Genomic DNA, 19,160 nt, shown 5'->3' with positions numbered 1-19,160 from the left:
TTTTATGAAGCGCTCCACAACTGTAACAAAACGTTCAAAATTTCAGCAGTGCGTTCATCTAATATTTTTCTTTTTAAAGAGTCATTCAAATGCTCTAACGGAACAGACGGTGTCACAATGATTTCGCCTAATGCATGCTCATTTTTCCAATTTTCGTCAGATGTGAGCAGCACAACATGCGGAAATTCTGATATGAGCTCTTCCCGCAAATCTTGTAGTCCATGAACGGTTTTTTCATTTCTATCAACATATGTATAAGGGGGCAGTAAATATACCCGTCCCTTTAGCTGCCTTTCCAGTTCTTCTGACAGAAGCTGCGTGAATTCACCTTTCTCGGCCGCCATTTTGAAATGGCCCCCTACTTTAATGTTAATTAGTGGAATAACAGCGGTATCAATATAATCTTTTGCTTGTAAATAGTCCTTGGCATCAGTGATTCTCCACCTCATCGTTCTCCCCCTTTACGACAACAAGCCTTGCAATATGCTGCAAGGCTGGTCTTATTATGTGAGTTGATTCAATTGGCGCGATAATTGTTCAAATGCGTCTTTATCATGACGATCTAGCGCGTCGTCAATATCTTTTAATAATTTTTCTTTTTGGAATGTAGAAATAGCGTGCTCCAAAATTTGTTCAGCCAACCCCTGATCTTTTTTGTTCTCAAACAGATCCTTTGGAATATGCGGATTGGACTCCAGCACCGCCGCATACTCAGGTGAGCTGTAAGCTGAACGGAAATTAAGCTGGATAAACAAATCCTGCTGTTTATTTAATCTAATATCATGAAAAGATTTTTCCGCGTCGGTTGTCATGACATTCTCTTTATAGAACCGAAACGGAACTTCTTCAACACAATGTGTTGACATGATGATGCCTCTCGGACAAAATTCTGCCTGCTCTACAAAATGAACCTTCTCCATGAGAGAATCATGGCTCATTAAGTAGTTCAAGATCCAAACGCACTCTCGGCGCTTTAACTGATAATGGTTTAAAAACCAACGGATAAAATCCTTTTTCTCATTGACAGAAACAGGGGTCTGCATGTAATTCCCTCCTCTATCGTTCGTATAATCTATATACTTATATGTTCCACATGAATGGTGATCATTCCTGCTTATCTAGAAAATTCATCTTCGATTCGCAAAATCGCTTCTTCCAGCTCTTCATTGGTTCCGTCAATTTCAAGAACCTTTTTCAAAAGCGGCAGCGCTTCTTTTTGAAGGCCTTCTTCTAACAGGAAGCTTCCGTATTCATATAAGAAATCTCTGTCATCCCGGTAGTGAAGAAAGGCAGCCTCAAAGGATTGTTTTGCTTTCTCGTAATGCTCCAATTCGGTATATGCGCTTGCAAGATACCAGTTGTATTTCGGATCTTCTTCTCCGTAGCCGCGCACCTCTTGAATAAGATCAATGATCAGTTCATAATCCTCTTCTTTATGATACACGGCAAGCAGTGTATGAAGTGCTTCGACGAAGCCCGGATCAAGCGCAAGCGCCTCCTGAAGCAGCTTTTTCCCATCTTCTGACTTCCCGATTTTTAAGGCCATTTTTGCAGCATAGAGGAAAAGTTCTTTGTTATATTCATCATAACTGATACCCTCTTTTGCCGTTTTTAATGCCTCTTCATACATTCCTTCAGCTTCATAGCTTTTCGAAAGCGGCATATAAAGTGAAGAATACGACGGATCAAGCCCCTTTAAATCAGACAGCTGCTTAATCGCTGTTTTAACAAACCCCGCCTGTAAGGCTGTAAACCCATAGCCGAAAATCGTATTAGGATCAGGATTCTCATCAGCAGCTTTCTCGTACCACGGAATGGCATCCTCAAATTCACCTGAGGCACTTAACGATTCTGCCAGTCTTTGATGGACATTAACGCCACCGATCTCACTCTGCTCCTCAGCCGTTGTTTTAAAATATTGAACCGCTTTTGCATAGGCTCCCTGAGTAAAGTAAAGTTCACCCAGTGCGAAATCAATAATGGGTTCATTGGCCAAAATAGATTTTGCTTGTAAAAGCTTTTGTTCACTGACTTCGAATAACCCCTGCATCTGATAAAGATCCGCCATAAGCAGCAAACTTTCCGGATATGATGGATCTGTTTCCGGAATGGTTTCCAGCACAGCGAGGGCTTTTTCTTCTTCGTCAATATCTATTAAAAGTTCAGCATAAAAATTCGTCAGTTCTGTTTCATTCGGATATAAATCGTGTAAGTCACTGATCAGTGAAATCGCTTTTTCTACATTGCCCCACTCGTAATACAGCTGGGCTGCGATGGCTTTATCTTCATCATGGAGCTGTTTTTCGGCTTTTGACAGAGTATTGAGGCCTTTTTCTGTTTCACCTGCTTCAACTAATTTTATGGCTTCTTGAATCAATGTATTCAAATCGGACCGGTCCTTTCTTTTCCTATACAACATCAACCATACAAAAAACTTTATTTGTTCGGGTTAATCTTATCATAATTCAGACGATTGCCCCCGGCAAATAAGATGCTTGCTGTACGGCAGGGAATGATTGAGTCTTTTTAGTTTACCAAAAGATCTTGAGATAGAAAATGAAAAAAGGAAGATCGCCCTCTGTACAGTAAAGCAGTTCTCTGACCTGCCGGCTTGTAAGTAAAGCAAATCCCCCCCTTTTCGTTTTTTTTTCCCTCTATAAGACAAGCTATGTTTTTTTCCTTGAATTATGATTCTTACAGCCAATCCGCTCAAAAAATCCTGAAGCAAGAACTTCAGGATTTGTTTGAAAGCTTATTTAAATGCTCGAAGAAGGTTGGATAAGAAACATGAATGGCATCTGTCAGCTCAATTTCAATCGGCTCCTCCGTTATAGAGGAAGCGATGCCAAGCATCATTCCGATCCGATGATCTCCATGACTGGACACTGTGGCGCCGCCTTTCAGTGTTTGTTTGCCATGAATCATCATTCCATCTGCTGTCGGTTCAATCTCAGCACCCAGCTTACGAAGCTCTGAAACCACAGTGTCAATGCGGTTTGTTTCTTTTACTTTAAGCTCTGCCGCGTCCTTAATTACGGTGACTCCTTCCGCCTGAGTTGCAAGAAGCGCGATGATAGGGATTTCATCAATTAAACGCGGAATAATATTTCCTCCGATTTCAACCGCTTTTAGAGATGACGTTTCTATGACCAAATCTCCGTAAGGCTCCGCACTGCTGTCAGCAGACGGTTTGATGTCAAGTTTTGCCCCCATGTTTTGAAGGACGTCAATGATACCTGTCCGAGTCGGATTTAAACCTACATTTTTCAGTACAATGCTGCTGTTTGGAACCATTGCACCCGCAGCAAGGAAAAACGCCGCTGAAGAAATGTCCCCAGGAACAAAAATATCTGCAGCTGTCAGTTTCTGGCCTCCTGCAATAGAAACACTCGTTTGATCTTCAGAAAGTTTAACCCCAAAAGCAGAAAGCATCCGCTCAGTGTGGTCACGAGATTTATGAGGCTCTGTGACGGTTGTTGTGCCCTCAGCTTGCAGTCCGGCCAGCAAAACAGCCGATTTAATTTGCGCGCTTGCAACAGGTGAGACAAAATCAATTCCTTTTAATGAAGCGCCGCTCACTGACAGAGGTGTAAATTCTCCGCCGGATCTGCCGTCGATTTTAGCCCCCATTTGTTTCAAAGGCTCAGTTACACGTTTCATAGGGCGCTTTGCAATGCTCTCATCTCCAGCTACCGCACTGTAAAATGGACGGCCCGCCAAAATTCCGAGCATCAGGCGAATCGTTGTGCCAGAATTTCCGACGTCTAAAAAGCTTTCTGGCTCGCTCAGGGAATCGATTCCTTTTCCGTAAATCACTACATCGCTGCCGTTTTGCTCGATTTGAACACCCATTTTTCTAAAGCAATCGATCGTGCTCAGACAATCCGCTCCCGGCAGAAAGTTTTTAACAGTTGTTGTGCCTTTCGCCAGCGCCCCAAACATGACGGAGCGGTGAGAAATGGATTTATCACCGGGAATCTGTATTTCTCCGTTTAAAGCCTGCACCTTTTCTCTTTTCATTATTTTCCACCTCAATCAGCATAAAAAGTTTCATATTCCGCCCGGGCTTCAATGCAATGTTCAGCCCGTTTGCGGTCGTCATCAGACTGAAAACTGATCCTTAAAATCCCGTTAATATCTTCTCGTGTTTCAATAATGCGGATATTCGTAATACTGATGCGCTCCGCAGCTAATATAGCCGTTATCTCGGAAATCACACCCGGATGGTCGGGAACATCCACATATAAATCATAAAATGCAGGGATCGCACCCTTCTGCCGAAGCGGCAGCCCGTCGCGATAATCCTTAGCGTTTTTAAAATAACGAAATAGATTTTCCGCATCTTCTTGTTCTACATATGTCCGGATCGTCTCGATTTCTCGAATCCACTCATCAAAACGATCCAAGATTTTATCTTTATTATGTAATAGAATATCCCGCCACATTGCCGGGCTGCTCGATGCAATCCTCGTAATATCCCTGAACCCGCCGGCAGCAAAACGCTTAACAAGCGGATAAAGCTCTTCCGAATGATGGGTTTGGTGAACAAGGCTTGCTGCGACAATATGCGGAAAATGACTGATCACGCTTGTCACGCCATCATGCTCTTCCGGTGACATTTCCACAAAATGGGCATTTGTCCCATTCAGCAGGTTTTTTAACTGTTCTACCGCTTGTCTTTCCGTTTTATGACCTGGCGTTAAAATATAAAATGCATTTTCAAACAGGAACTCCTTCGCAGCAGCCACTCCTGATTTGTGTGACCCCGCCATCGGATGCCCTCCGACAAATTGATAGCGGCTAGGCAACACTTGATCAGCATAATGAACCACTTTTTGCTTTGTGCTTCCTACGTCGGTAATCAAAAGCTGGTGTTCAATTCCTGAATGAGCCAGCTCATCAAGCATAAGCAGCGTTTGCGCGACAGGTGTCGCAATGATCACTGTAGCTGCCTCTTTCGCACCGCTAATAAACGAATCAGCACGCTCGTCAATCACACCTAATTTTAAAGCGGCTACCGCCTGTTCATCAGAAATGTCGATCCCGATAATCCGTTTGCCGGGATGCTTTTTTTTGATCGCTAACGCAATCGAACCGCCTATCAATCCGAGACCGGCGAGCAATATTGTGTCTTTCATTCGATTCATACGTCATCACCTGGTTTATAGACTAAAGAGGTGATATTTAATCACCTCTTATAAAATTTCAGCTAAAATTGCAAGGATTTCTTCATTTTGCTCTTTTGTTCCGATCGTTATCCGGAGTGATGTCGGGAAACCTAATGCATTTCCTGACCGGACAATATAGCCTTTTTCCAGGAGAGCCTGAAACAGTTCATCGGAAGGACGGTTACAGTCTATTAAGACAAAATTTGTTTCTGAAGGGTAGCACTTTAAACCATGAGTCTGAGCAAAATCATAATATTGCTGAAGGCCTGCTTTATTTTGCTCGACACAGGACGCAATAAATGCTTGGTCATCAAGCGCTGCGATCGCCGCAGCCTGGCCTAGACGGCTCGTGTTAAACGGCTCTCTGGCCGGCTCAATCTGGCGAATCAGGTTCTCGGCAGCAATTCCGTATCCGACTCTGAGCGCTGCCAGTCCGTAAGCCTTTGAAAATGTGCGCAATATCATTAGATTGGAATAGTTGCTTAAGAGCGGCACTGTTTCCGGGTAATCCTCTGCTGTTACATATTCATAATATGCTTCGTCAAGCACAACGAGGACACGAGAAGGCACGCGCTCCAGAAAAGCAAGTAATTCTCCTTCTGATGTATAAGTGCCGGTCGGGTTATTCGGGCTGCATATCCAAACGACTTGTGTCTGTTCGTCAATCGCTTCAAGCATGGCGTCTACATCATGTGAGCCGTCAGGACGAAGTGCGATTTCACGAACTTCAGCACCTTCAATGACCGCATTGTGTTTATATTGCGGAAAAGTCGGTGCAGCAGTTATCGTGTTGGTTTTCTCATTTAAAAATGCCCGGCAGATGATCTGAATGATTTCATCTGAACCGTTTCCGAAAATAAGCGATGTTTCGCTGACATTGAGGTGCTCACTGAGCCTTGTCCGCAAAGCGGCGCTATACCCATCGGGGTAAAGGGCAAGCTGTTGAATCTCATGATGAAGCGCCTCTTTTGCCGCTTCTGAACAGCCGTAAGGGTTCTCATTTGAAGCTAGCTTCACGACTTTATCCAAGCCATATTCTAATTTCACTGCTTCAATCGGCTTACCAGGCTGATAAGGCTTCAGCTGTTTTAAATGTTCTTTGATACGCAAATCCAGTCACCTCTTTAAACTGTACAAGCCGCCAAACGCCGTTGCGTAATCTTCAAACTCCTGCAGCGCTTGATCTCTCGTTTCAGCGCTGATGAGCCGGTCCTTTAGCTCTTCTATTTTTCTGACGAGCGCACTTCCCACTACGACACCGTCACAAATTTTATTCATCTTCATAACCTGTTCGCGGTTTGAAATACCGAATCCTACAGCAACCGGAACAGTACTGAGATCCTTCACTGCCCGGATGAACGGATAGACGGATGAATTGAACTCATTGCGGACACCGGTCACACCTAAAGAAGATACACAGTAGACGAAGCCCTCGGCTTGTTCAATAATGGTTTTCAAACGGCTTTCGCTTGTCGGCGCAACCAAAGAAATATACGTCACCTCATGATTTTTGCATTCCGCTTGGAGGCTGGCGCTTTCTTCTAATGGCAGATCCGGAACAAGCAGACCGTCAATATGATTTTCCCGCAGTAAAGCGAAAAAGTATTCTTTGTTCAATTGTAACACAGGATTATAATACGTAAAGAGGATAATCGGAATATTCACTCCGTTTTTTTTCATTTTTCCGCCTAATTCGATTGCCTTTACGATATTCATCCCATGACCAAGCGCCCGCTTTGAAGCTCTCTGGATCACCGGACCGTCTGCAAGCGGGTCTGAGTATGGAACACCAAGCTCCAATGCCGTGGCACCTGCTTTTTGGAGAGACTTCGCCAGTTCAATCGAAACCTCAGGCAATGGATCACCCGCTGTAATAAACGGGATAAACAATTTTTCTGGCGCTTGAAGGTTTAATTTAAACATGCGCTTTCACCTCTTCTTCCAATACATTCATTAATGTGTTGACATCCTTATCTCCCCGTCCTGATAAACAGACAAGAATGATTTGATTGCGATCCATCTCTTTGGCGAGTTTGAATGCTTTCGCTAACGCATGGGCAGATTCAATCGCCGGCAAAATTCCTTCTTTTTCTGATAAGAGTTTTAATGCATCCACCGCTTCTTCGTCTGTGATACTGTCATAAGTGACACGGCCGCTCTTATGCAAATAAGCGTGCTCCGGACCGATTCCAGGGTAGTCGAGTCCTGCTGAAATGGAGTAAGGCTCAATAATTTGCCCGAACTCATCTTGAATGAGATAAGTCAATGAACCGTGAATAACGCCTACGGTTCCTTTCGAGATAGTAGCGGCATGAAGAGGAGTATCAATTCCTTTTCCGGCTGCTTCAGCACCGATCAGTTCAACGTCTTCATCTAAAAACGACTGAAACATGCCCATCGCATTGCTTCCTCCGCCTACACACGCCACTACTTTATCAGGCAGAGCGCCTTCAATGCGTTTCAGCTGATCCTTCGCTTCTTCTCCGATCATTTTTTGAAATTCACGAACCACTTGCGGATAAGGGTGCGGTCCGACAACTGATCCAATCATGTAAAAATGATCCTCGCAATGTTGAACCCAGTACCGAATCGCCTCATTTGTGGCATCCTTCAATGTGCCGTTTCCGCTTGTTACAGGCACAACTTCCGCTCCAAGCAGCTTCATGCGGAAAACATTCAGAGACTGGCGGGCAACATCCTCCTCGCCCATAAACACAGTGCAGGAAAAGCCGAATTTAGCTGCGACTGTCGCTGCGGCAACACCGTGTTGACCAGCGCCGGTTTCTGCAATGATTTTCGTTTTTCCCATTTTCTTAGCGAGCAGCGCTTGACCTAACGCATTATTGATTTTATGAGACCCTGTATGGTTCAAATCTTCTCGTTTCAAATAAATTTTCGCGCCGCCTAAATACTCAGTAACTCGATCAGCGAATGTGAGTGCAGTCGGCCTACCGGAATAGTCATTTAACAGCTTGTAATATTCATTACGAAAAACAGGATCATCCTTGATTTCTTTAAATGCGGTTTCAATTTCTTCTAACGGCTGCATCAGTGTTTCCGGAACAAACTTTCCGCCAAAATCGCCGTATCTGCCTATTTCATTCGGATATGGATACATATTGATTCATCCTTTCTTCTAAAAGCCTCATCAGATTCTGATCTTTTTGCCCGTTTTTTTCGATTCCGCTGGCTAGGTCAATTCCTGCCGGATGATATTTCAATAGGTCTGTGATGGTATCAGGATTCACGCCGCCTGCGATAAAACAGCGTTTGCCTATAGCCGCCTGCTGGTATTCCGGTACACAATCCCACGAAAAAGCAACACCAGTGCCGCCTCTTGCCCCTTTGACAGATGAATCAATCACAAAGCCATCCACATCACCTTTAAAGCGGGCTATTTCTTGAGTTGTGTTCTCATGATGGTGAAGCGCCTTCCATATTTCACAATCTGTCAGCATGCGAAGCGCCTCGGCATCCTCAGGTTCCTCATCACCGTGAAGCTGAATGACGTCGAGATTCAAGTCTTCGGCAATGCGTGACATCATCTCTATCGATTCATTAACAAAAACCCCTGCAACCTGTTTTTCGACACGAACTTGACTCAGCCACTTTTTCACATCTTGCGGAGATACTTTTCGTTTGCTTTCAGCAAAAATAAAGCCCAGATAATCAGCCTGTGAGTCCGCTGCAAACTGCAAATCCTGCAATGACCGTATTCCGCAATATTTTAATGCCGGCTTCTTCACATCCTCACTCCCCAAACAAAGCATAGATTGCTTTTTGCTGTGATGTTTGTCTCATCAATGATTCACCGATAAGCACAGCTTGTGCCCCTTGTTCTTTGACGAAGGTTAAGTGTTCTAAAGAGCCGATCCCGCTTTCGCTGACTAGCAGTGATTCTTTCGGAACTAGAGATGCGATTTGTTCTGTCTGTTTTATAGAGGTTTCAAATGTTTTTAAGTTTCGATTGTTGATGCCGAGAATTTCAGGTGTGAACACTTTCAAGATTTGTTCAAGCGTTTGTGCATCATGAACTTCCACTAACACGTCCAGCTGCTTTTCACACGCTTCCAGATACAGTTCGTGAAGTTGGGAAGGATCAAGCACCTCACCGATTAACAATATGGCATCCGCTCCGATTCTTTTTGATTCCTCCACTTGCAGAGAATCAATAATAAAATCTTTTCTAAGTACAGGTATTGAAACAGCGCGCTTCACGTCTGATAAATAGCTGTTTTCCCCTTGAAAAAACGGGGTGTCAGTTAAAACAGAAAGCGCATCTGCCATCGCAGTTTGATAGTCTTTTGCAATCCGCTCAGGGACAAAATCCTTTTTAATTAGCCCCTTAGACGGCGAAGCTTTCTTCACTTCGGCAATCAACCCGATAAACCGATTCGGGCTTGCCAGCGCCTCTTTAAATGAACGTTTTTCGAAAGGCTGCTCTTCCGGCAGGACCAGTGTTTTTACTTCTTCTTTCTTTTGTTTGATGATGTTTTCAAGCATAGATCTCTTCCTCTTTCTGCTTTAGTCGTTCGAGCTGCGCCGCTGCGCCTCCGCTTGTAATCGTCTCTAACGCTAGCTCGGTTCCTTCCTTCAATGAGGCGGTAATCCCCGCCGTGTATATCGCAGCCCCTGCATTAAAAGCAGTAATAGATAAAGCGGAACTGCTGCTTTTATTTTCAAAAATATTCTGAATGAGACAGGCACTCTCTTTCGGTGACTGCACCTGTAAATCTTCAAGTCTGCCATTTGTGAAACCGAAATCTTCGGGTGATACGGTATATTCCCGGCGCTCCCCGTCCTTTAATTCAATTACATCAGTCGGTGCTGTAATGGAAAGCTCATCTAAACCGTCACGGCTTGCTACGAACAGGACGTGCTTCGGCTGAAACGGCTCCAGCGCGCTTGCCATTAGTCCCGCTTTTTCAGCGGAATAGACTCCGATCACCTGACGCTTCGCCTGTAAAGGGTTGCTGAGCGGTCCGAGCAGATTAAATACCGTTCTAAAACCTAGTTCTTTTCTTGTACCGGCTACATGTTTCATAGACGAATGATAAAGCGGGGCAAAGAGAAAACCCATATTGTTCGTTTCAATGCTGCTTTTAACCTTCTCGGGAGTAGTTTGAATCGGAACCTCTAACTCCTCTAGTACATCAGCGCTTCCGCTTTTAGAAGAGACAGAGCGATTGCCGTGCTTAGCGATTTTTGCACCGGCTGCAGAGGCAACAATTGCCGATGCTGTTGAGATATTAAAAGTGGAAACACCATCTCCTCCGGTACCGCATGTATCAACTACATCAGGAAGTCCATCGACTGCAAGAACTCGCGCCCGCATCGCCTTCACAAAACCCGTAAGCTCTGCTGGCGTTTCTCCCCGATGGGCAAGAATAGACAATATACCGCCCATTTCAGAAGGAGCCATTTCCGCTGTCATCATCATATTCATCAGTGCTTCAGCCTCACCGGCAGTAAGTGTTTTTCCGTCAACGCACAATTGTAGAAATTTGTTCATCAGCTTTATCCTCCTTGCTATGGAACATGTCTTCTGCAATATGAATCGTTTTCAGCAGCGCCCCCGCTTTATTGCAGCTTTCTTCATATTCGGATTCCGGAACAGAATCCGCAACAATACCAGCTCCTGCCTGTATCGATGCAACACCGTTCTTTACACTCATGGTGCGAATCGTAATACAAGAATCGATATTCCCGTCAAATCCGATGTAGGCGATACAGCCGCCGTATGTCTCTCTCGGCGTGGGCTCAAGCTCTTGCAAAAGCTGCATGGCACGGATTTTTGGAGCGCCTGTTAACGTTCCTGCCGGGAAAGCGGACATCAGTGCATCGACAGGATGAACACCTTCTTTCAAGCGGCCTGTAACCACTGAGATAATGTGCATAACATGCGAAAAGGAGACAATTTTGGTGAACTCCGGCACAGAAACAGATCCGTATTCTGCTACTCTGCCGACATCGTTCCGGGCAAGATCAACGAGCATGTAGTGCTCCGCTTTTTCTTTATCATCCTTCATCAGCTCAGCTTTGAGTTTTTCATCTTCCTCTTTGTCTGCGCCTCGTTTTCTCGTTCCGGCAATCGGATGGATTTCCAAGTGCCCGTCCTGAACGTGGATTAACCGTTCTGGAGAGCTGCCGACTATTTCTCTGTCTTGGAGTTTCATATAATACATATACGGAGAAGGATTGACGATCCTAAGCACTCGGTATAATTCAAAGGCCTCTGCTTTTATCGGAATCTCAAATTTCTGTGACAAAACGCCTTGGAAGATATCGCCCGCTTTTATATATTCTTTGATTTTCTCTACATCAGCCATAAAAGCGGATTTTTCATAATTAGAAGACACGGTTTCAAAGCTGGGTGTCTGATATGAATCAGCAGATAGAAACAGCTCTTTTATATTTTTTTGATTCATCATTTTTTCAATGAGATCTTGGAGCTCCTGATGATGTTGATGAAACACATCGATTTTTTCGTTTTCTGTTTCTTGTCCATTGAGTCTCGCATATTGAATAAAGTGGACATTTTTGGTTTCATGATCATACGCAATTATGGTCCGGCAAACAAAGAGCATACACTTTTCCAATCCTGTTTCCTTTGCGTGCGGAGGAACAGATGACTCAATCAGCGGAATCATATCATAGCTTAAGTATCCGACAGCACCGCCGACAAAAGGAATACCAAGCTCCGGCGTTTTGATTTTGTACGTGGTATTCATCCAGTTCAGCACTTCTTTTAATTCGTTTCCTGTGTAAAGAGATCTGCCGTCCTGATCAGCAGCTGTAAAACGGCTCTCCTCTTCTTTAATCGTGAGAAATGGATTCAGGCCGATAAACGAATATCTTGACCAACTGGATGTATCATCCTTGCTTTCAAGAAGATATGTAATCTCCCTGTCGAGCTTCTCTATCATTTGAATGGGTGTCAGCGTATCGACTGTGAAGGTCTCCACAATCGGTATGGTGTGGTAGGACAAGCTGTCCTCTAAAAATGCAGAAATGTTTGATTGGAAATTCATTACTCTCACTCCTTTTGGCAAGGAGAATGAGAAGATGGCATGAGAGGATAAAACGATATAACAAATAAACCCAAAAGAAAGGCTTCTTTTGGGTAGAATAAACATACATGTCTCAGCTCAACTAAACTCATTCTCTGCTACCCTATTCTCTGACTCAACTCATTTAATCGCTTTATACACGCTCTTGTGTATTTCTAAGCTGTTCCTATCGTATTACAATTCAGTATTTTTTGTCAATGATAAATCGGGTCTTAATACGACGGCTTTTTCTAAATATACATGCCTGATCTGATCCTGAGGAACATCTGTCTGAACGGTCATCATGACTCTTATGCACTTTTTCAGACCGCCGGCCACATCCATTTCCTGCATACATGTTACCGGCACATACTGCCAGCCTGAAAGCTCACGAACAGCTTTTGCCGGAAAAACGGAGTGCAAATCAGGTGTCGCCGAAAGAAGCATTTGAACAACATCTTCGGGCTTTGTTTTGTTTTCTTCTATGATTTTCTCTAACAGCTGTTTTGTTTTTTGTAAAATTTCTTCTTCAGTATCCCGTCCAACTGTAGTTGCTCCGCGAATTCCGCGAATCATCATGATGTTACCTCCAATCGCCATTTGTTCAGCCAGCTCTCTAGTTCATTTTTGGAAAATGTGCGATCAGCAACTTTTCCTAATTCGTTGAGCACGATAAACTGAATCATCCCGCCGCGGGTTTTCTTATCATTCATCATACGATCTAAAAGAACTGAAGATTCCGCCTCTTTTTTGATTCGACTTGGATACCCCAAGCTTTTTAGCCAGCTGACCATACGTTTTCTGTCCATTTCACAGCCCGCTGTCTTTTCGCTTAAATATAAAGCAAACTGCATCCCGAGGGCTACGGCGTCACCGTGAGTGATCTGCCCGTATCCATATTCCGCCTCAACGGCATGGCCGAGCGTATGTCCGAAGTTTAAGTAAGCTCTTATCCCCTCTTCTTTTTCATCCTGCTGAACAACAGACGCTTTAATTGAAATGCCTTTAAAAATCATATCATTCAGCTGCTCACTTGTGATATCGTGCAATGAATGGATATTCAGCAGCTCTTCCAGAAACGATTTGTCATAGATAAAAGCGTGTTTAATCACTTCTGCCATCCCGGACCGAAGCTCCTTTTCGGACAGAGAACGAAGGAAGTCTGTATCGTAGAGCACGGCTTTCGGCTGATAAAACGCACCGATTAGATTTTTTCCGAGCGGATGATTCACGGCCACTTTTCCTCCGACGGCGCTGTCATGCGCTAAAAGTGTCGTAGGCATTTGAATGAAATCAATGCCGCGCATAAAAGTAGCGGCCACAAAACCGGCAAGATCTCCTACAACACCGCCACCGAATGCGATGATGCATGAGGAGCGATCCATATGAAAACGAATCGCTTCACTCTGCAGTTTTGTGTACATGTCCATAGATTTCGCCTGCTCTCCGCTCGGCACCGACAATTTTTTCACAGGCCATTTTTCTTCCAGCAAATGAAGCATTTCATCACCATACAGGCGATCCACCTCTTCATCTGTGACAAGCATAATTCGTGTTAAAGGCCTGTTTAAAGAGGTTAATAGTTCACAAACCTCTTTTCTGATGCCTTGTCCGATAAAAACAGGATACGACGAGGAAGCGGTTTGAACATGCAGTGTTTTCATTAAAATTCCCTCGACAGTTTTCTCATATTCTCCACATTTTCTCTAATGCGGTCGATTTGATCTAAGCCGAATTGTTCAACGACTGCGTTCGCAATTTCCCATGCGACAGCGGCTTCAGCTACTACACTTGCCGCAGGCACTGCACAGCTGTCTGAACGTTCAATGCTGGCGGAAAATGGTTCTTTTGTTTCAATATCCACACTTTTCAGCGGTTTATACAAAGTCGGAATCGGCTTCATGACCCCGCGGACAACAATCGGCATTCCTGTTGTCATGCCGCCTTCCAGTCCTCCAAGTCTGTTTGTAGCGCGAGTATATCCCTTTTCCTCGTCCCAAATGATCTCATCATGAACTTCGCTTCCATTTCTGCCGGCCGCATCAAAGCCGATGCCGAATTCAACCCCTTTAAATGCGTTAATTGACAGTACTGCAGCAGCAAGCTTGCTGTCCAGCTTGCGGTCATAATGGACGTAGCTGCCCACGCCTACCGGCATTCCCTCGACAATGACTTCTACAATTCCGCCGATGGAATCGCCGTTTGCCTTCGCTTCATCAATGGCAGCCATCATTTTGTTGCCTGCTTCTTCATCGTAGCATCTGACCGGAGACTCCTCCGTGACACGCTGCAGGTCATCAATTGACGTATATTCTGTTTTCTCAGCTTTAACTGCGCCAATTTGCAATACATGGCCCGCCACCTTAATGCCCAGCTCAGAAAGAATCTTTTTAGCGACAGCTCCTGCCGCCACTCTGACAGTTGTTTCCCTTGCTGAAGAGCGCTCCAACACATTTCTCATATCGCGATGATTATATTTAATCGCACCGTTTAAGTCAGCGTGACCCGGTCTCGGTCTGGAAATTTGACGCTTCATTTCCTTTTCTTCATCCTCTGTAATCGGAGCCGGACCCATGATTTTAGTCCAATGTTTCCAGTCGTTGTTTTCTACTGCGAGAGCAATTGGTGAACCGAGCGTGCGGGCATGGCGCACCCCGCTCATAATTTTGGCCTGGTCTTTTTCAATCTGCATGCGGCGGCCGCGGCCGTGGCCTTTTTGGCGTCTGGCAAGCTCAAAATTGATATCTTCCTCCGTTATGTAAAGCCCGGCAGGCACACCTTCAATAATGGTCGTCAGTTGGGGGCCGTGTGATTCTCCGGCTGTTAAATATCTCATGACTTCTTCTCCCTTCATCGCATTAACGCTTTTAAGTAAAACTACTATAACATATTTTTCAGCAAAAAGTCAGTCTATCTTTTTTGATAAAAGAATGTATCAGCTGAAACCAGGCCGAATTTCTCAGGATTGAAGATTTGCTCGGTGCTGCCGACAAAAAGAATCCCATTCTTTTTCAGGCTCTGTGCCATTTTTAAATAAAGCTCTTCTTTTGCGCTTTCTGTAAAATAAATCAATACATTTCGGCACACGATTAAGTCAAATTCTTGTTCATAGCGGTCCGCCAGCAGATTGTGCTTTTTGAATGTAATATTGTTTTTAATTTCCGGTTTTACTTCATAACTTCTATTTGCATGCTGAGTAAAATAACGATCCTTCACAGATGTCGGCACTTCCTGTAAAGACCGCTCCTGATACACGCCTTTTTTCGCTTTCTCCAATGCTTTTTCATCAATATCAGTCGCCAGGATCTGAAAGCCGGGAAGACCTTTTTGCTGATTCAAAAGCATGGCAAGCGTATAAGGCTCCTCACCCGTTGAGCAGGCGGCACTCCATATCTTTAAAGGCTTAGAATGCTTGATTAACGGCAGAATAGCAGTCTCAAGCACTTCCCATCTTTTATAATTACGATAAAATTCTGAAACATTAATCGTCATTCTGTCCAGTGTTTCATTTAAGAGCGCTTGATCCTTTTCCAAGGCCGCCGCAAAATCCTTAAAGCTTTGAAACCCCTTTTTCTCATAAAGCGACGTCAGCCTTCTCTTCATTTGTGCTTCTTTATATAAAGTTAAATCAACACCGGTTAATTGTTTCCATTTTGTTATAAATAAGCTGTATGTATCCATCTCTACTCTCCCAGTCTCGCTGTCTTTTTGTCCTAGTATAGCTTGTTTTCTCAGAAAATTGTATTGTTTCAATAAAAAAATCAGCTTTTCAGCTGATTTTAGATCATTGGGAAGGCAGGAATCTGATAAACATTGCCATTAACCCCTTATTTACTTTATGTAAACCTTTACAAAAGAAAACGAAAACCGACGTCATTACATAGTGCCGGCCCTGCTACTTATTTTCATAATGATTAATAGATCCAGCCTGCCATGAGCTGTTGATATGATACTAATTCTTCATTCTTAAAGAAAATGTTAATCTCACGTTCAGCACTTTCGAGAGAATCAGAGCCGTGGATGATGTTTTTTCCGACAAACATGCCATAATCTCCACGAATAGTGCCAGGCAAAGCTTCTTTAGGATTTGTCTTTCCGATCAGCTGTCGTGTCACTTCAATGACATTTTCGCCTTCCCAAACCATTGCGAATACAGGTCCTGAAGTAATAAACTCAACGAGCTCTCCGAAGAAAGGCTTCCCTTGATGTTCAGCGTAGTGTTTCTCAGCTATTTGTTCAGTCACTCTCATTAACTTGGCACCAGATAATTGTAAGCCCTTACGTTCGAATCTCGACAAAATATCACCAATGAGCTGACGTTGGACACCGTCTGGTTTCACCATAATAAAAGTCTTTTCCATCACATTCTCCACCCCATCATTATGTATGTATAGGCTTTCACACTGCACACCGAAATCGTAACATCTTTCTGACAATTAATCAATCCGGGGCGGAGAAATTTCTCAATATCTACAAAATTAAAATTTTCTTTTTCCGATATATTTTGCGATGGCCGCAAGAGACGAACGTGCACGCCCTCTCGGAAGCGTGTTTAATTTCTGGAAAGCTTTCTGCAGATACATTTCACTTACTGCCATAGATGCTTCAATTGCATCTGTTTTTTTCATTTCTTCAATAATCGGTTCAAGCTGTTCCTGCGTTGTCTCGGTGTTAATCAATTTAAGCTGATTTTTTAATGCTGGATTTTTCAGGGCATACAGCACTGGCAATGTAACATTTCCTTGAAGTAAATCTCCTCCAACAGGTTTGCCCAGCTCTTCTTCCGTTGAAGTGAAATCAAGAATATCATCAATGATTTGATAAGACATGCCGACGTAATACCCAAACCAGTACAGCGCCTTATGAATCTTTTCATCAGCGCCGGACGCAATGGCCCCGAGCTGGCAGCTGACCGCGATAAGGAGCGCCGTTTTTCTTTTGATGCGGCGGAGATATGTTCTGAGGTTTTGTTCCATGTTGTATTTGTCTTTGATCTGCTCGATTTCCCCAAGACAAACTTCAACAATCGTCTGCGACAAAATCCTATGGGCTTTCGGTTCGTTAATTCTCGTCATCATTTCAAGAGATCCCGCAAGCATATAATCACCTGTGTACATCGCAATGCGATTGTCCCACTTTGCTTTAATTGTCGGCTTCCCTCTGCGAAGCTCCGCATCGTCAATGACATCATCATGAACCAAAGATGCCATGTGAATCATTTCCAAAGTGACGGCGACATATTTAATCTTATTAATGTCATAATCGCCAAACATGCCGGAAAGCAGCACGAAAACAGGGCGAATACGCTTCCCTCCCGCCTGCAGCAGATGAAGACCCGCCTCGCTTAAAAGCGGGTAATCGGAACGTACGGTCTGTTCAAGTTCTCTTTCAATTATATCAATATCGTCATTTAAAAAAGAGTAGGCCATTTTAAATTTCATATCATTCACCCAAACATCTGTGTTTTCATTTCCATCCGATATGCGTGGCAGCGACTCCGCCAGTAAACGAATGATATTTGACATTTTTCAAGCCCGCCTCTTCAAACAGGCCCGCCAGTTCTTTCATTCCAGGGAATTCTCTGGCTGATTCTTGAAGCCAAGAATATTCTTTATAGCTCTTCGCAAACAATTTCCCGAAAAACGGCATAATATACTTAAAGTACATAAAGTAAGCCTGTCTGAATCCGAACGTTTCCGGCTGGGACGTTTCCAGACATACCACCTGGCCGCCCGGCTTCACCACACGTCTCATCTCTTTCAGTACGGTCAAGTAATCAGGGACATTGCGCAGTCCGAAGCCAATGGTCACATAATCAAATGTATCATCATCAAAGGGAAGCTCCATCGCATTTCCGTGCAGCAGTTCAATTTGGCTGAATCCGCCGTCTTTTACTTTCTGCTGGCCGACACTCAGCATATTTTCACTGAAGTCCAAGCCCTTGATCTCACCGCTTTTACCGGCTGCTTTTGCAAGAGCGATCGTCCAGTCAGCCGTTCCGCAGCAGACATCAAGTGCCTTGGCGCCTTCTTTTACATTCATGATGCGCATCGTTTTGTCGCGCCATTTTTTATGCTGCTGAAAACTGATGACAGAGTTCATTTGGTCGTAGTTTTTATATATTTTTTCAAACACTCCGTGTACGCGCTGTTCTTTTGAGTCCTGCATAATGGTTTACCCTTCTTCCACTTTCTGATGATAGGTTTGATCTTGGCTGATTGTCTTCAGGCGGTTTAATAAAATATGCTGAATAGGTGAATTTAGAGGCAGAAGTGACTCAATGCTGTTTTTCGCTTTTTTAAAACAATCTTCTAATATCTCTTCTTTTGTTTTTCCCAGCTGTATAAAACTGCCGATCACATCCAGAAATGTATCATTCCCGTTCATAAGCCGCTTAAATACAAAAAAATCACTCGACAGCTCTTTCCAGCGCGGGAGGTTGAAGTGTTCCGCCACCCGATGGAATAAAGCCGACTCAACGATGCCGACACTTTCGAAAAAATCGTGTTCATCCTTGAAAGAACGGTCATATAGCCGAATTTTGTGTTCATTGATTTCTTTGATAGCTGTAGCAAGCGTCCGAATCATGTAGATATCCTTCATTTCAGATAGTAAAGAGTAGTACAGCCCGCTGAAATAATCGCCTGCGAGAACAGTCAATTGGCGGTTTTTGTTTTCGTCTCGTTTTATGACTCTGGCTGTCGTCACTTCATCATGGGTATCAAGGGCGCTTTGTACAAGCATCGCTGTTACAATATAATTTTCTCTGTCATTGTTTTTTATGTCGGCTTCTTCAAATAAAGCATGAAAAAGAAGAAGCTTATCCTCATCAATTTTCGGCGCAGAAATATGCTTCGCTAAATAAGGATGAGACAGCTTTTGTTTTAATTTTGTGTTCAGATTGGCTAAAGTTCCGTAGATGTCTTGCAAAAATATCACCCTT

At 43.8% G+C, this 19,160-nt stretch carries 20 protein-coding genes; all 20 read right to left on the bottom strand.

All coding sequences use genetic code 11. The features are described 5' to 3' along the window. Positions 1 to 2: 2 nt before the first annotated feature. The 20 genes from ACMX2I_RS09780 to hepS all read right to left on the bottom strand — a co-directional run bounded on the left by ACMX2I_RS09780 (position 3) and on the right by hepS (position 19,147). Positions 3 to 449 carry a YpiF family protein gene (locus ACMX2I_RS09780; RefSeq protein WP_202327404.1) on the bottom strand — a complete coding sequence of 149 codons (447 nt, stop codon included), beginning with the start codon at positions 447 to 449 and terminating at the stop codon, positions 3 to 5. A gap of 54 nt (positions 450 to 503) precedes the next feature. Beyond that, complete coding sequence (locus ACMX2I_RS09775) at positions 504 to 1,043, bottom strand: ReoY family proteolytic degradation factor (RefSeq protein ID WP_087990525.1); 540 nt, start codon at positions 1,041 to 1,043, stop codon at positions 504 to 506. 71 nt (positions 1,044 to 1,114) lie between these two features. Further along, the gene (locus ACMX2I_RS09770; RefSeq protein WP_414956796.1) at positions 1,115 to 2,386 is read right to left on the bottom strand and encodes a tetratricopeptide repeat protein; all 1,272 of its coding nucleotides are present in this window, start codon (positions 2,384 to 2,386) and stop codon (positions 1,115 to 1,117) included. Between the two features lie 347 nt (positions 2,387 to 2,733). Further along, complete coding sequence (gene aroA, locus ACMX2I_RS09765) at positions 2,734 to 4,020, bottom strand: 3-phosphoshikimate 1-carboxyvinyltransferase (protein WP_394716088.1); 1,287 nt, start codon at positions 4,018 to 4,020, stop codon at positions 2,734 to 2,736. 11 nt (positions 4,021 to 4,031) lie between these two features. After that, positions 4,032 to 5,147: a prephenate dehydrogenase gene (locus tag ACMX2I_RS09760; RefSeq protein WP_148961486.1), complete on the bottom strand. Its 1,116-nt coding sequence runs from the start codon at positions 5,145 to 5,147 to the stop codon at positions 4,032 to 4,034. Positions 5,148 to 5,195: 48 nt separating this feature from the next. Beyond that, positions 5,196 to 6,278, bottom strand: a complete 1,083-nt coding sequence (hisC, locus tag ACMX2I_RS09755) for a histidinol-phosphate transaminase (RefSeq protein ID WP_414956795.1) — start codon at positions 6,276 to 6,278, stop codon at positions 5,196 to 5,198. A gap of 6 nt (positions 6,279 to 6,284) precedes the next feature. Further along, a complete protein-coding gene (gene trpA, locus ACMX2I_RS09750) occupies positions 6,285 to 7,091 on the bottom strand; it encodes a tryptophan synthase subunit alpha (RefSeq protein ID WP_367386853.1) in 807 nt (268 codons plus the stop codon). After that, entirely contained in the window at positions 7,084 to 8,286 is a 1,203-nt protein-coding gene (gene trpB, locus ACMX2I_RS09745; RefSeq protein ID WP_087990531.1) for a tryptophan synthase subunit beta, read from the bottom strand. Before trpB ends, trpA begins: the two co-directional genes overlap by 8 nt. After that, positions 8,267 to 8,914 carry a phosphoribosylanthranilate isomerase gene (locus tag ACMX2I_RS09740; RefSeq protein WP_414956794.1) on the bottom strand — a complete coding sequence of 216 codons (648 nt, stop codon included), beginning with the start codon at positions 8,912 to 8,914 and terminating at the stop codon, positions 8,267 to 8,269. Before ACMX2I_RS09740 ends, trpB begins: the two co-directional genes overlap by 20 nt. Positions 8,915 to 8,918: 4 nt before the next feature. Continuing rightward, positions 8,919 to 9,671, bottom strand: coding sequence for an indole-3-glycerol phosphate synthase TrpC (gene trpC, locus ACMX2I_RS09735; RefSeq protein WP_414956793.1), 753 nt, complete (start codon positions 9,669 to 9,671; stop codon positions 8,919 to 8,921). Then, complete coding sequence (trpD, locus tag ACMX2I_RS09730; RefSeq protein ID WP_414956792.1) at positions 9,664 to 10,680, bottom strand: anthranilate phosphoribosyltransferase; 1,017 nt, start codon at positions 10,678 to 10,680, stop codon at positions 9,664 to 9,666. Before trpD ends, trpC begins: the two co-directional genes overlap by 8 nt. Beyond that, on the bottom strand, positions 10,652 to 12,199 hold the full coding sequence (gene trpE / locus ACMX2I_RS09725; RefSeq protein WP_394716081.1) for an anthranilate synthase component I: 1,548 nt from the start codon (positions 12,197 to 12,199) through the stop codon (positions 10,652 to 10,654). The genes trpD and trpE overlap by 29 nt, the downstream gene beginning before the upstream one ends. Before the next feature lie 213 nt (positions 12,200 to 12,412). Beyond that, positions 12,413 to 12,796: a chorismate mutase gene (gene aroH / locus ACMX2I_RS09720; protein ID WP_087990536.1), complete on the bottom strand. Its 384-nt coding sequence runs from the start codon at positions 12,794 to 12,796 to the stop codon at positions 12,413 to 12,415. Continuing rightward, entirely contained in the window at positions 12,793 to 13,881 is a 1,089-nt protein-coding gene (aroB, locus tag ACMX2I_RS09715) for a 3-dehydroquinate synthase (protein ID WP_414956791.1), read from the bottom strand. The genes aroH and aroB overlap by 4 nt, the downstream gene beginning before the upstream one ends. Then, on the bottom strand, positions 13,881 to 15,053 hold the full coding sequence (aroC, locus tag ACMX2I_RS09710) for a chorismate synthase (protein WP_414956790.1): 1,173 nt from the start codon (positions 15,051 to 15,053) through the stop codon (positions 13,881 to 13,883). The genes aroB and aroC overlap by 1 nt, the downstream gene beginning before the upstream one ends. Before the next feature lie 74 nt (positions 15,054 to 15,127). Then, entirely contained in the window at positions 15,128 to 15,898 is a 771-nt protein-coding gene (gene cheR, locus ACMX2I_RS09705; RefSeq protein WP_394716078.1) for a protein-glutamate O-methyltransferase CheR, read from the bottom strand. A gap of 233 nt (positions 15,899 to 16,131) precedes the next feature. Beyond that, positions 16,132 to 16,581 (bottom strand): nucleoside-diphosphate kinase, encoded by a 450-nt coding sequence (ndk, locus tag ACMX2I_RS09700; RefSeq protein WP_087990540.1) that lies wholly within the window; start codon positions 16,579 to 16,581, stop codon positions 16,132 to 16,134. A 114-nt stretch (positions 16,582 to 16,695) separates the two neighbouring features. After that, on the bottom strand, positions 16,696 to 17,658 hold the full coding sequence (gene hepT, locus ACMX2I_RS09695; protein WP_289349108.1) for a heptaprenyl diphosphate synthase component II: 963 nt from the start codon (positions 17,656 to 17,658) through the stop codon (positions 16,696 to 16,698). Positions 17,659 to 17,683: 25 nt separating this feature from the next. Next, positions 17,684 to 18,385 carry a demethylmenaquinone methyltransferase gene (gene menG / locus ACMX2I_RS09690; RefSeq protein WP_087990542.1) on the bottom strand — a complete coding sequence of 234 codons (702 nt, stop codon included), beginning with the start codon at positions 18,383 to 18,385 and terminating at the stop codon, positions 17,684 to 17,686. 6 nt (positions 18,386 to 18,391) lie between these two features. Beyond that, positions 18,392 to 19,147: a heptaprenyl diphosphate synthase component 1 gene (gene hepS / locus ACMX2I_RS09685; protein ID WP_333516923.1), complete on the bottom strand. Its 756-nt coding sequence runs from the start codon at positions 19,145 to 19,147 to the stop codon at positions 18,392 to 18,394. Positions 19,148 to 19,160: the final 13 nt, after the last annotated feature.

This window comes from Bacillus sp. SW14, assembly GCF_047608225.1.
In the GTDB taxonomy this organism is placed as follows: Bacteria; Bacillota; Bacilli; order Bacillales; family Bacillaceae; genus Bacillus; species Bacillus subtilis_G.
This window is presented reverse-complemented; position numbering and strand designations above follow the sequence as displayed.